The sequence below is a fragment of the Christiangramia oceanisediminis genome, assembly GCF_022570735.2.
Lineage (GTDB): Bacteria > Bacteroidota > Bacteroidia > Flavobacteriales > Flavobacteriaceae > Christiangramia > Christiangramia oceanisediminis.
Genome location: NZ_JANCNS010000002.1, coordinates 151,643 through 163,795, shown reverse-complemented (window position 1 = coordinate 163,795; position 12,153 = coordinate 151,643). Strand labels below are relative to the sequence as shown.

General features: G+C 43.5%; 12 protein-coding genes. 4 read left to right on the top strand and 8 right to left on the bottom strand.

Annotated features, from left to right (window positions below; genetic code table 11):
- Positions 1-114: 114 nt before the first annotated feature.
- A complete protein-coding gene (locus tag MKO06_RS08045) occupies positions 115-2,514 on the top strand; it encodes an alpha-ketoacid dehydrogenase subunit alpha/beta (RefSeq protein WP_241551664.1) in 2,400 nt (799 codons plus the stop codon).
- Between the two features lie 39 nt (positions 2,515-2,553).
- Complete coding sequence (locus MKO06_RS08040) at positions 2,554-3,483, top strand: alpha/beta fold hydrolase (protein WP_241551663.1); 930 nt, start codon at positions 2,554-2,556, stop codon at positions 3,481-3,483.
- 8 nt (positions 3,484-3,491) lie between these two features.
- On the opposite strand, the gene MKO06_RS08035 is transcribed toward MKO06_RS08040, so the two are convergent.
- Both MKO06_RS08035 and MKO06_RS08030 read right to left on the bottom strand, forming a co-directional pair.
- On the bottom strand, positions 3,492-4,331 hold the full coding sequence (locus tag MKO06_RS08035; RefSeq protein ID WP_241551662.1) for a 1,4-dihydroxy-2-naphthoyl-CoA synthase: 840 nt from the start codon (positions 4,329-4,331) through the stop codon (positions 3,492-3,494).
- Positions 4,332-4,434: 103 nt separating this feature from the next.
- Positions 4,435-4,839: a DUF2059 domain-containing protein gene (locus MKO06_RS08030; protein WP_241551661.1), complete on the bottom strand. Its 405-nt coding sequence runs from the start codon at positions 4,837-4,839 to the stop codon at positions 4,435-4,437.
- A 138-nt stretch (positions 4,840-4,977) separates the two neighbouring features.
- Here MKO06_RS08030 and MKO06_RS08025 point away from each other — a divergent pair, with 138 nt between their 5' ends.
- Positions 4,978-5,427: a hypothetical protein gene (locus MKO06_RS08025; RefSeq protein ID WP_241551660.1), complete on the top strand. Its 450-nt coding sequence runs from the start codon at positions 4,978-4,980 to the stop codon at positions 5,425-5,427.
- On the opposite strand, the gene MKO06_RS08020 is transcribed toward MKO06_RS08025, so the two are convergent.
- From MKO06_RS08020 to MKO06_RS08000, 5 genes are all read right to left on the bottom strand, one after another.
- A complete protein-coding gene (locus tag MKO06_RS08020) occupies positions 5,421-6,257 on the bottom strand; it encodes a CvfB family protein (RefSeq protein WP_241551659.1) in 837 nt (278 codons plus the stop codon). The genes MKO06_RS08025 and MKO06_RS08020 overlap by 7 nt on opposite strands.
- Before the next feature lie 101 nt (positions 6,258-6,358).
- Positions 6,359-6,703, bottom strand: a complete 345-nt coding sequence (locus MKO06_RS08015) for a DUF2853 family protein (protein ID WP_241551658.1) — start codon at positions 6,701-6,703, stop codon at positions 6,359-6,361.
- Positions 6,704-6,767: 64 nt separating this feature from the next.
- Entirely contained in the window at positions 6,768-8,501 is a 1,734-nt protein-coding gene (gene menD / locus MKO06_RS08010; RefSeq protein WP_241551657.1) for a 2-succinyl-5-enolpyruvyl-6-hydroxy-3-cyclohexene-1-carboxylic-acid synthase, read from the bottom strand.
- Between the two features lie 50 nt (positions 8,502-8,551).
- Positions 8,552-9,703, bottom strand: a complete 1,152-nt coding sequence (locus tag MKO06_RS08005; protein ID WP_241551656.1) for a chorismate-binding protein — start codon at positions 9,701-9,703, stop codon at positions 8,552-8,554.
- Entirely contained in the window at positions 9,700-10,122 is a 423-nt protein-coding gene (locus tag MKO06_RS08000) for a PaaI family thioesterase (protein ID WP_241551655.1), read from the bottom strand. Before MKO06_RS08000 ends, MKO06_RS08005 begins: the two co-directional genes overlap by 4 nt.
- Before the next feature lie 47 nt (positions 10,123-10,169).
- Between MKO06_RS08000 and MKO06_RS07995 the strand changes: the two genes are divergently transcribed.
- A complete protein-coding gene (locus MKO06_RS07995) occupies positions 10,170-10,805 on the top strand; it encodes an alpha/beta hydrolase (RefSeq protein ID WP_241551654.1) in 636 nt (211 codons plus the stop codon).
- Positions 10,806-10,853: 48 nt separating this feature from the next.
- Here MKO06_RS07995 and MKO06_RS07990 read toward each other — a convergent pair whose 3' ends face one another.
- Positions 10,854-12,152, bottom strand: a complete 1,299-nt coding sequence (locus MKO06_RS07990; RefSeq protein WP_256946164.1) for an amidohydrolase family protein — start codon at positions 12,150-12,152, stop codon at positions 10,854-10,856.
- Between the last annotated feature and the right edge of the window lies 1 nt (position 12,153).

The following is a 12,153-nucleotide window of genomic DNA, read 5'->3' as shown; positions in this document are numbered from 1 at the left end:
ATAATAAATAATAAATAAAGGTTAAAATTATATTATTATCAATTTAACGTGAAAAAGTTGAATTGTATTTAAACATACTTTTCGCTACATTTGTTACCATTCAAATACATGTTCATGCAAAGCGAAACACAAACGGAAAGTTCAATTTCTTTTGACGAATTCAAGTCACAAATCCTTGAAGACTACAAAACCGCTGTAACAAGCAGGGAATGCAGTTTACTGGGAAGGCGGGAAGTTCTTACCGGAAAGGCGAAATTTGGAATTTTTGGAGATGGAAAGGAAGTGCCGCAATTAGCCATGGCCAAAGCATTTAAGAATGGAGATTTTAGATCTGGTTACTACCGTGATCAAACCTTCATGATGGCCATTAATGAACTAAGCCCTGAGCAATTTTTTGCCGGCCTTTATGCCGATACCGATATGGAAAATGAACCCATGAGCGCCGGAAGGCAAATGGGTGGTCACTTTATGACCCATAGCCTTGATGAAAACGGCGATTGGGTAAACCTGATGGAAAAGAAAAATTCCAGTTCAGATATTTCTCCTACTGCAGGCCAGATGCCAAGACTACTAGGTCTGGCGCAGGCCTCAAAGATCTACCGTAACGAAAAGTCCATAGATGCCGAAAAATTCACCGATAACGGGAACGAGGTTGCCTGGGGAACTATTGGAAATGCCAGTACCAGTGAAGGTCATTTCTGGGAAACCATCAATGCTGCCGGGGTGCTGCAGGTACCAATGATCGTGAACGTATGGGATGATGAATACGGAATTTCGGTTCATGCAAAACATCAAACTACCAAAGAAAATATTTCAGAAATCCTGAAAGGTTTTCAAAGAGATGAAGAAAATAAAGGTTACGAGATCCTCGTGGTTGAAGGCTGGGATTATCCCAAATTAATCGATGTTTACCAGAAAGCCAGCGAGATCTCCCGCAAGGAACATTGCCCAGTTTTGATCCACGTGATCGAACTTACTCAACCTCAGGGACACTCAACTTCAGGCTCTCATGAAAGGTATAAGAGCGAGGATCGCCTTAAATGGGAAAAAGAGCATGATTGTAACCTAAAATTCAGGGAATGGATCATTGCCAATGATTTTGCCACTTCAGACCAACTGGACGACCTGGAAAAACAAATAAAAAAAGAAGTAAGAACTGCAAAGCAACGAGCCTGGAGCGCTTATCTTCAACCAACACTGGACAGGAAAAAGGAATTGGTTAAGATCATCGAAAAAGTTAGTGCTTCCAGCGCGAACTCAAATTTTATCGATTCCATTAAGGATGAGCTTGCCGGAAATAAAGAGCCTCTTAAAAAAGATCTTGTTTCAGCAGCCAGGAAGATACTTCGTTACCTGATAGGTGAAACTGGCGAGCAAAAAGACAATTTAATCGCCTGGCTGGATAATTATTCAGTTGAGACTACCAAAGACTACAGTTCCGCTTTATATATAGAAGAAGATACCCAAACCGAGGTACTTCCCGAATATGCTGAAGAACCTAATGAGGTTGATGCCAGGATCATTCTTCGGGATAATTTTGACACTATATTCAACAACAGGCCCGAAACCCTGATCTTTGGAGAAGACTCCGGAGAGATAGGAGATGTGAACCAGGGGCTTGAAGGTCTTCAGAAAAAATACGGCAAATTTCGCGTATCTGATACCGGAATTCGTGAAGCCACCATTCTTGGCCAGGGAATTGGGATGGCCATGCGTGGACTAAGACCTATCGCCGAGATCCAGTACCTGGATTACGTCATGTATTGTTTACAGGGAATGAGCGATGACCTGGCTACCTTGCATTATAGAACCCGTGGAAAGCAAAAAGCACCGCTTATCGTTAGAACCCGGGGTCACAGGCTGGAAGGTATCTGGCATAGTGGATCGCAAATGGGCGGTTTACTGCATTTGCTTAGAGGAATGTATGTTTTGGTACCTAGAAACATGACCAAGGCGGCTGGATTCTACAATCATTTACTTGAACTTGACACCCCGGCGATCGTGATAGAATGCCTTAACGGATACAGGTTAAAGGAAAATCTTCCTACCAACCTTGGAGAATTTAAAACGCCTATTGGTTATACCGAAACCATTCGAGAAGGTAGCGATATTACCCTTGTTTCATATGGTTCGACTTTGCGAATAGTAGAAGAAGTTGCCAACGAATTACAGGAGCTGGATATCGATGCTGAAGTGATCGACGTGCAATCATTGCTTCCGTTCGATCTCAACCACGATATCGTAAAAAGCGTTGAAAAGACCAACAGGCTGCTCGTGATCGATGAGGATGTACCTGGAGGGGCTTCTGCTTATATCATGCAAAAGATCCTTGAAGAACAGAATGCATACCGATTCCTGGACAGCAAACCTCAAACTTTGACTGCAAATGAACATCGTCCTGCCTATGGTACCGATGGTGATTATTTCTCCAAACCTTCAGCTGAAGATATCTTCGAGAAGATATATGGCATCATGCACGAAGCGAATCCTGGGAAATATCCAAAACTGAGATAAATTCGATTCAAAATAGATCTAAAAGCCATGCAAAACTGCATGGCTTTTTTAGTTGAAGAGATTTTGGGTATTTTAGGCAGAATAGTGATGGCAAAGAATGTTGCAATAGTAATAGAAGAACACGAAGCTTCTGGATATTATCTGGATATTGAAGGAGTCAAAACCTTTGTTATGGACCAGGGTTCAGGAGAGGCCGTTCTTTGTGTACACGGCGTTCCTACTTCCTCTTTTCTCTATCGAAAAGTAGTTCTAGACCTTGCCGAAAAGGGATTCCGGGGAATATGTATCGACCTTCCCGGCCTGGGCCTTTCAGACCGACCGGAGAATTTTGATTATCGGTTCTCGAATTTCGCCTTATTTCTGGAAAAGACTTTAGAACGATTGAAAATCTCTAATTTTCATTTAGTAGTACATGACATTGGTGGACCTATTGGTTTTGCACTCGCAGCAAATAACCTGGAGAATGTTCAGTCTCTTACTATTTTGAACACCATGGTAGATATTGCCAATTTCACCAAACCGTTCGTGATGCGGCCTTTCGAATTTCCTGTCCTGGGAGAACTGGAATTAAAATGCATTACACATCTTACCTGGCCGGTGATGTTTGGCCTAATGGGCGTGGTGAATTCAGAAGGAATTTCTTCGGAAGAGATCAAGGCCTACGTAGATCTTTTAAAACGGCAGGATAATGGAAAAGCCTTTCTGAAGATCATGCGAAATTTCGAACAATCTGAAGCCTTTCAGCAGCTATGTGATAAGACTCTTAAAAATGTTGATTATCCCATGCAGGCGATCTGGGGTGAGAAAGATCCCGCCCTCGATATAAAAAGATATGGAGATGCGGTTTTAAAACATACCGATGTTAAAAAGATACATGGCCTAAACTCAAAGCACCTCTTACAGGAAGAGGTGCCTCAGGAAATTGCAGATCTTATCATTGTCCAGGCAAGGTCAATCAGGCCTGAATAACTGAGTTTTTAAGGTATCCAGCGCTTTTGGAAATTCGGTTTGCGCTTTTCCAGGAAGGCATCTCTTCCCTCCTTAGCTTCATCGGTCATATAGGCGAGTCTTGTCACTTCGCCTGCAAAAACCTGCTGGCCTACCATTCCGTCATCGGTCATGTTCATGGCGAACTTCAGCATTTTTATAGAAGTTGGCGATTTAGCCATGATTTCCTGCGCCCATTCGTAAGCAGTATCCTCCAGTTCATCATGCGGGATCACCGCGTTCACCATTCCCATTTCATAGGCTTCCTGGGCCGAATAATTACGACCTAAAAAGAAGATCTCCCTGGCCTTCTTCTGCCCTACCATTTTCGCAAGGTAAGCTGATCCATAACCAGCGTCAAAGCTGGTCACATCGGCATCGGTTTGTTTAAAGATAGCGTGTTCCTTACTGGCCAGGGTGAGGTCGCACACAACGTGTAAACTGTGTCCGCCTCCTACAGCCCATCCGGGCACCACGCAAATCACGGCTTTCGGCATAAAACGGATGAGACGTTGTACTTCAAGAATATTAAGCCTGTGGTAACCATCATCTCCAACATAGCCCTGGTGTCCCCTGGCCTTTTGATCACCTCCGCTGCAGAAAGACCATTTCCCATCCTTTGAAGAAGGTCCTTCTCCAGACAGTAAAACGGCACCGATAGTGGTATCCTCGTTGGCATCATGAAATGCTTCCAGCAGTTCTGAAGTTGTCTTTGGCCTGAAAGCGTTACGTACATCTGGCCTGTTAAAGGCGATCCTGGCCACACCATTGGCCTTTTTATAAGTAATATCTTCGAATTCCTTTACGGTCTTCCATTCGATCTTTGACATGGTATAAATTTTAAGGTAAAAATAGCCTTTTCGTTTCAGTATAAAAAGTCATAAAAAAAGCCCTCTGGGTTGCAGAGGGCTTTTAAAATCCTGATAGAATTTCCTAATTCGTGTACTTCATGATAAGTGGCTGAAGTTCCTGACCCCATGCCTGACCTATTTCCATCGCTTTTTTAGTAAGTTCTGGAGTGGTCTCTACCATCTTTTCTCCAACCGGAGTATCATAAAACGCAAGGATCTGGTCCAGTTCCTCTTCACTGAAATTATCGGTATAGACAGTTGCCAGCTTTTTATAGAGCTCTCCCGTACTCGCCTTCAATTCTTTTTTAAAAGCCTCCTGGTTAGCTTCAGGAACCATGTTCACCAAAGGTTCCGTCATAATATCGAATTGTTGCCCGGAGGTCATTTCGATAAGCTTAATTGCCTTTGCTTCCTTCGTACTGGTTTCCTGAGCCTGAGCGCCGAATGATATTACTGCGATAAACAGAAAAAATAATGTTCTTTTCATAAAATTAAATTGTATTGAATAAAGTTGGTTACGAAAATAACCCTTTCAGCTAAAAAACCGTCTTTAATAAAATTAATTTTATCCTTAATTTTGTTATCTGTTTGCATCATTTTTGATTAAAGTAGTAAAAATCGAACCATGAAATTCAAAATTCTATTTTTTCTCTTATTTGTTGGCCTAGGCCTAAATGCTCAGGAATACTGGGATCGTGAGGATTTTGAGATCGGAAATCGTGGAATCGAGAACAGCTGGAAAGAAATAGGTTTTACCTGGCAAACCGAATCAAAGTTCAGTTTACCAGATGGCAGTTTTCTTCATTTAAAGGACTATAATCCCGGACAGCAAATAGATATGGTCGCCATCATAGACCAGACGAACCGGTCTAAGATTCAGCGAAAAGTAGAACTGGGTTCTCCTCTTCCCTACGCCAAAAAGGATAAGAAATTCATGGAAGTTAGCCTGGAGCCCAGACTAAGAGATCAAAATGACATTTTAACCAATCCTTATTACGCCAACCCGTTCCTTAATAATTATAACTACAGGGGTTTCGGAATGCAGCAACGCTATTACACCAGGTTTGATTACTGATCCTTCAGATGTATCCCGTCTTCTTTTATTTCGATCATTCGCTGCTTATATAAACTCCCGGCTGCACGTTTAAAACTTTTCTTACTCATTTGTAACCTGTCCTGAATCTCCTGGGGATCAGACTTATCTGAAAGATCAAGAAATCCTCCGGCATCCTTCAGCCTATCCAGTACCTTCTGTGCATTTGGCTCGATACTACGGTATCCCGGGCGCTGAAGCACCACGTCAATCTTATTATCGCTTCGTATTTTCTTGACCCATCCCTTTACCCGATCGCCTTCCTTTATCGATTTGAAGACCTCATCTTCATATAATAGCCCCAGGTGCAGGCCATTGATAATAACATTGTAACCCAATTCGGTTTTGTTGCTAATAATGAGTTCTATCTCTTCAAAAGGTTCTACGGTAAGCGTGGAATTATCCAGAAAAGCGTGAACCTTGGAGGAAGCTGCCAGTCTTTCGGTTTCCAGGTCCAGGTAACAGAAAACCAGATATTCCTCTCCTTTCTGCATAGGAACTACCTGCTCCTTAAATGGCACGAACAAATGTTTTTCGAGCCCCCAGTCCAGGAAAGCGCCGTATTTATTCACGTCTACACATTGGAGAGTGCCAAATTCATCCAGCTTGATCTTGGGTTCCAGCGTAGTGGCGACCGGCCGCTCTTCGTGATCGAGATATACAAAAACGCTGATCAATTCTTCAGGTTTCCAATTTTCGGGAACGTATTTATTAGGTAGCAGCACCTCGTCACCTTCCTGGTTTTCGAGGTAAACCCCAAAATCGGTTGAGCGTTTCATGATGAGTTCGTGAAAATCCCCTAGCTGAATCATAATTTCAAAATTAAGTGCACAAAGATAGGCTTAATCATATAGAAAAAGATCCGTTTAAAGGAATATCCCCTAAACGGATCTTAATACATGGATACAAATTTTTATTTGAACTGGCTTTCCTTGCCAAAATGTTTGGTAAGCAGGTAGTAGATCACCACGCGATACTTATTTCGGTTTGATTTACCATACTTTTCCAGGACCTGGTTCACAGCTTCGTTCACCTTGCCTTCATCGGTAATTCCAAGCTTCTTCATCACGAAGTTCTTCTTAACGGTTTCGACCTCAGATTCGCTGGAACTGGAGACCGTCTCGGCATCGGCATTATAGATACTGGGGCCCATGGATTGTGCTATCTTCCTTAAAAGATCAACATCTGGATTGCTTTCACCTACCTTCGATTTTAAGTCGTCCAGGTACCTACCTACTTTTTCATCAAGTTTGCTCATAATAATAAATTTTAGTTGATCGAGAATATAGCCAAAATGTTTCTGAACAAATGTTAGCCTAAACTTAAGATTTCATAAAATTAAAGTATTCCAGCAACACCTCGTCGTTGATCTTTCGCGGAGTAAAAATTTCCAGTAGTCGGGGTTTTTCAGAGGCATCAAAGAAATCTTCGAGATTCTCTTTCACTTCAACTTCGTTGTTCGCCTTTCGGTATTCGAAGTCATACAGGTCGCAAAGCGGTTTTGCTTTCAGATCATGGATGGTTTCAAAATAGGTATCAAAATTCTCTGAATTCTTGTTACCAGGGAGTATTCTGAAAATACCGCCGCCATTGTTATTCAACACGATGATCCTGAAATTTGAAGGGATGTAATTATTCCAAAGCGCATTGCTGTCGTAAAAGAAACTAAGATCACCGCTGATCATCAACACGGGATCGCCGGAAACAGCCGCCGCACCCACTGCAGTAGATGTACTGCCATCGATACCACTGGTTCCGCGGTTACAGTAGATCTTAAGTTCTGGATGCCACTGAAATAATTGTGCATACCTGATCACCGAACTGTTCCCAAAATGTACAATGGCCTGTTTAGGCACCACGGGAACCACCTGCTGCATGGCTTTAAGGTCTGAATATGGGATCTCTGCCATATACTGCTCATGTCGCTTCTGCCTCCTGGATCTCACCTCTTTCCAGTAATCGCCGTAATCGCCCTCGGAATTTTCAGTAAGCGGAAGAAAAGCCCGGAAAAAATCGTTCACTTCGGTTTCGAAATGTTTGTTGAGGCAAAAGAAAGTATTGTAAGCTTTTTTTGGATCCACATGCCAATGATGAGCGGGATTATATTTTCTGAGAAATGCCTTGACCTTTTTGGAAACTATCATGCCACCGAATGTGAGCAGGATATCCGGCTTCAGCATCTGGAACAATTCTTCCCTGTTCTCATCCTTTTCGATGGGGCCAATGATGGTATCGATACGGGTGAAGAATTCCTCCTGGTGCATGTTGGAGGTGGTTTCAGTAAAAACAATAGTGCCGGGATCCTGGGCCAGCTTATCCAGAAATTGCTGCTCAACCGCATCGGGCTGGGCAACTCCAACGATGACCATCTTTCTTTTTGCCTTATTCCATACTTCGGCGTAAGCCTTCAACTGATTTTCAGAATAATGCTTTTCCCTTAATTCCGGCAGGATCTCCAGCGGAGAAACCTCAATGTCCTCTACCGTATCGTATAAAGGCTCATAAAAAGGAACATTTATATGTACCGGTCCGCTGCCTTCAATCGCTTTATTGAGTGCAAGATTGATCTCGCGTTCGTTGTGTTTCTGGGCCTCGAATTGCTTCTGCTGAAGTTTTGGGTCTATGGCCTTATCTTCCAGAACCAGTTCAGAATACAAATTAGCAGAATACAAAATATGATTCTCAAAAACGTTCTTTTGGCGAATGGTTTGCCCATCCCCAATGTCGATACGTTCGATAGGCCTGTCGGCAGAAATCACCACCAACGGAATATCGCTGTAAAAAGCTTCGGCAATAGCCGGGTAATAATTCAGTAAAGCCGAACCAGAGGTACAAACAAGAGCTACGGGCTTTTTAAGCTGCTGGGCCATTCCGAGTGCAAAAAAGGCAGCGCACCTCTCGTCAACAACGCTATAGGCATTAATCTCATCGTGATGAGTGAACCCAATGGTGAGCGGTGCATTTCGGGAACCCGGAGAAATCACCACATTTTTAATATCCTTGGCGACGCAAAGAGCCACCACAGAACGAGCGACAGGAATCTTGGAATATTTCATAGATGCCCAAAATTACAATTTACAGCGTATTTGCCGGAAGCTTTTTGAGCTTATTTAACAAGCACGGCTTTCATGGTCTGCGATTTGTTCACGGTCTCCATCCATTCATCGGCCGCATTGGAATCTTTGGTAATTCCGCCACCGATAAAAATCCTGGCCTGGCCTTCCTTAAGTTTCATACAACGCAGGTTGACGAATAGTTCGGTTTTTTTGGAAATGGCCGAAAATTGCCTGTTTTCCTGGTTTCTCCTGTTCCCGCTTCGGTGAGTCGTCGATTTCAAGTTCAATTCTCCCAGGTAACCCGAATAGAATTCCCGGTCATGCTCCTCATTTTTTAAGATGAACTGAAGTGCTTCCTGTTTGGGCATTCCGCAAACCGCGGGTGTTGGATGTAAGGTCGAGATCACCTTCTCCAGATCTCCAGGATCATTCATTTTTCCTGAAATATCCGTTCGAATATGAAGCAGGCTACCGGCTCTCGAAGAATAAGGCTCAGAAACTTCCAGTTCTTCTACAGCTTTCAGGTTCTTCAAGGAGTCAACTATATAATCGGTTACAAAAGCCTGTTCCTCGGCTTCTTTTTGACCCCATTCCACGTTTTCTTCACCTCTGTAAAGCTGGGTCCCGGCCAGTGCCATCGTATGGAATTTATTTCGCTCAGACCTTAGCAAAGTTTCAGGAGTCGCACCCAGCCAGGTGCCGGTTTCAGGATGAAACCATAAGTAAACAAAAGCTTCGGAATATTTATTCAGCAGTTTTTTGAAGATCCTGAGGGGATCCGGGTCATGAACCTGCACTTTTTCTGATCTTGCCAGTACCACCTTCTGAAATTCTCCATCTTTGATCCTATCGATGCCTTTCTGCACCAGTTTTTCATGAACTTTCTGGTCTTCTTCCATCATTTCAAAATCGGTCGTAAGCGACAGGGATTCGAAAAGCTCACTATCGATATTTTCTGCATCCTTATTGTCGAATTCAAGGAAATCCGATCCTTCTGAAGGTATAATATAAGCCGCTCCATCTGCCTTGAAAGGTGCGAATATGAACCCGCTTTCATTCAGATCTATTAATTGATGGACGCTTTTATCATTTTGAAGAAGGGCATTTACGAGATGGTCCCCCGGCCTTGAATAGGCAACAAATGCTTTTCCGGCCTTCAGCTGCTCACTTATTTTTTTATAAAATTCAGAAGCCTGCGTCATCTTTTTTCCTTTGGCAGTGAGATAGTGGTTAATTTTACGATTGAAATCAGGTTCGCGGCCTCATCGGTGATCCTGATCTCGAAAAGCTGCGTGGTTCTACCCTTATGAATGAAGGTAGCTTTGGCAAAAACCCAGCCTTCCTTAATACCTTTGAGATGATTTGCTGAAATTTCGATCCCTCTCACAAAAAATTTTTCGTTGTCCAGGAATGCATAACTGGCCAGGCTTCCCACACTTTCTGCAAGGGCCACGCTGGCGCCGCCGTGTAAAACCCCGTCTGGCTGGTGCACCCGAGAATTCACCGGCATTCTGGCTATTAGATAATCCTCTCCAATTTCGGTGAATTCAATTTCCAGTGTTTCCATAAGAGTGTTTTTACACACCTTCCTGGAAAGCTCGAGCATCTCATCTTTCGTCATCTTATAAATGATTGGTTACTTTGTAAAAATACGAAACCAGAAACAACATGCATAAAGAGAATAAGCTTTCTTATACGATTTCAAATACCTATTCAACCTTAAATAAAAGGACCGCCACTAAAAACGTCTGGCTCGCCTTCCACGGTATCGGATATTTGAGCAGGTACTTCCTGAAATATTTCAAACACCTGGATCCGGAAGAGAATTACATCATTGCCCCTCAGGCGCAATCAAAATATTACCTGAATGGTGAATATCGGCATGTGGGTGCATCGTGGCTCACCCGGGAGAACCTGGAAGAAGAGATCGAAAATATGCTGAGTTACCTGGATGCGGTTTATGAAGCTGAAAACCTGGCTGAAGCTGAAAATCTTTACATCTTCGGGTATTCCCAGGGAGTTTCGGTAGCTACCCGTTTCGTGGCCAGGAGAAAGATAAATTGCAGCAAGCTTATTCTTCATTCGGGAAAAGTGCCTCAGGAGCTTAAAACTGAAGATTTTGAACACCTTTCAGATACCGAGATAAAATTCATTTTCGGCACCCAGGACGAATACCTGAATCCCGAAATTTTAAAGACCGAAGAAAAGCGGCTACATGAGTTGTTTCCAAAAAACCTGGAGATCATCAGTTTTGATGGTGGCCATGAAGTGAACCGGGATCTCATCACCGATCTTGCGAAATAAAAAAAGCGCGACCCTGGGTCGCGCTTTTCAATTCTCAAATACAAGTTTTTATTTTTCCAGACCCGGACTTCTTTGAAGGAATTCTTCATAAAGCTCGGTATGCCTGCTTTGCATCGGGATCTTCCAGCCGTTGATAAATACGTGCTCCACATCTGTGGATGTTTCAAAAGGATGGCCGGTTGAAATGAACAAGGTAGCTTGCTTACCTTCTTCCAGCGATCCAAGTTTGTCAGAAACCTGGAACAATTCAGCCGGAATGATGCTAATGGCCTTAAATGCCTCTTCTTCTGTCATTCCGTAAGCCGCAGCAAAACCAGCATTATAAGGGAGATTACGTACATTTTCGGCTTCAGAAGTCCTGATGGCTACCTTAACCCCGGCCTCCATAAGATCAGAGGGATTGGTATAAGGCCTGTCGTAACGATCGTAATCCCTGGCCGGTGTACTAAGCGTAGGACCAACGATCACCGGGATTCCCGCTTCTGCGATCTCATCGGCAACGCGAAAACCTTCTTCTACTCCGGTAAGAATTGCTCGCACCCCTGTTTCTTCAACCCATTCAAGGGCTTTGCGAATATCCTTCTCTTTATTTACCTCGATCATCAACGGTACTTCTTTTCGATATACCGGAAGCAGGGCCTTCATTTCAGGATAATAATCCATGCTTACCGAAGTTCCTCCGTTAGCCTTGATGCTATCCAGCTCATGGTACTGCTCTACCTTCGTCCAGATATCGGCCAGTTCTTTCATGTTCTCCCTGGTTTCCTTTTCGATCTCTTCGTCTGAACGCCTGTCCCACCAGCCTCTTTTTCCGGAAGATGGAAAGTTCATGACCGCAGCAGAAAATCCTGCCGACATTTGATCTGGAGTATAGCCGTGAAGATTGATGAGGGCTGCCTGACCTGGAAACAACCCGCCTTCTGGAACGGTTAGTACGGTAGTAACCCCGCTCACCCTCGTAACAGGTATCAGGGCCGAATTTGGGTTAACCGCAGTTAAAGCTTTCATGTGTGGGATCACATTCCCGATCTCCCTGGAGTCATCAGTTCGGTCAACCGAACTCACCTCAACCAATCCAAGGGAAGTTCCGCTATCGATCATTCCCGGGAAAACATGCAAACCACTACAATCGATCTTTTTAACATCGGCTCCTAAAGAGCCCAGTTCACCGATCCTGGCGATCTTCCCATCTTTGATCAAAAGATTCGAATTCTCCAGCGTACCATTGGTTACGGTATGTATCGTGGCATTCATCAGGGCAAAACTGCCGCCTTCAGCCTTTGGGTTTTGAGCTGAACAAACACCTATTATCGCTATCAATAGTATAAAACTTAGTTTTTTCATCATT

Excerpts from the sequence above, each read along its gene's own strand:
- MKO06_RS08045 (WP_241551664.1), top strand. The coding sequence starts at position 115 with ATGCAAAGCGAAACACAAACGGAAAGTTCAATTTCTTTTGACGAATTC.
- MKO06_RS08040 (WP_241551663.1), top strand. The coding sequence starts at position 2,554 with ATGGCTTTTTTAGTTGAAGAGATTTTGGGTATTTTAGGCAGAATAGTG.
- MKO06_RS08035 (WP_241551662.1), bottom strand. The coding sequence starts at position 4,331 with ATGTCAAAGATCGAATGGAAGACCGTAAAGGAATTCGAAGATATTACT.
- MKO06_RS08030 (WP_241551661.1), bottom strand. The coding sequence starts at position 4,839 with ATGAAAAGAACATTATTTTTTCTGTTTATCGCAGTAATATCATTCGGC.
- MKO06_RS08025 (WP_241551660.1), top strand. The coding sequence starts at position 4,978 with ATGAAATTCAAAATTCTATTTTTTCTCTTATTTGTTGGCCTAGGCCTA.
- MKO06_RS08020 (WP_241551659.1), bottom strand. The coding sequence starts at position 6,257 with ATGATTCAGCTAGGGGATTTTCACGAACTCATCATGAAACGCTCAACC.
- MKO06_RS08015 (WP_241551658.1), bottom strand. The coding sequence starts at position 6,703 with ATGAGCAAACTTGATGAAAAAGTAGGTAGGTACCTGGACGACTTAAAA.
- menD (WP_241551657.1), bottom strand. The coding sequence starts at position 8,501 with ATGAAATATTCCAAGATTCCTGTCGCTCGTTCTGTGGTGGCTCTTTGC.
- MKO06_RS08005 (WP_241551656.1), bottom strand. The coding sequence starts at position 9,703 with ATGACGCAGGCTTCTGAATTTTATAAAAAAATAAGTGAGCAGCTGAAG.
- MKO06_RS08000 (WP_241551655.1), bottom strand. The coding sequence starts at position 10,122 with ATGACGAAAGATGAGATGCTCGAGCTTTCCAGGAAGGTGTGTAAAAAC.
- MKO06_RS07995 (WP_241551654.1), top strand. The coding sequence starts at position 10,170 with ATGCATAAAGAGAATAAGCTTTCTTATACGATTTCAAATACCTATTCA.
- MKO06_RS07990 (WP_256946164.1), bottom strand. The coding sequence starts at position 12,152 with ATGATGAAAAAACTAAGTTTTATACTATTGATAGCGATAATAGGTGTT.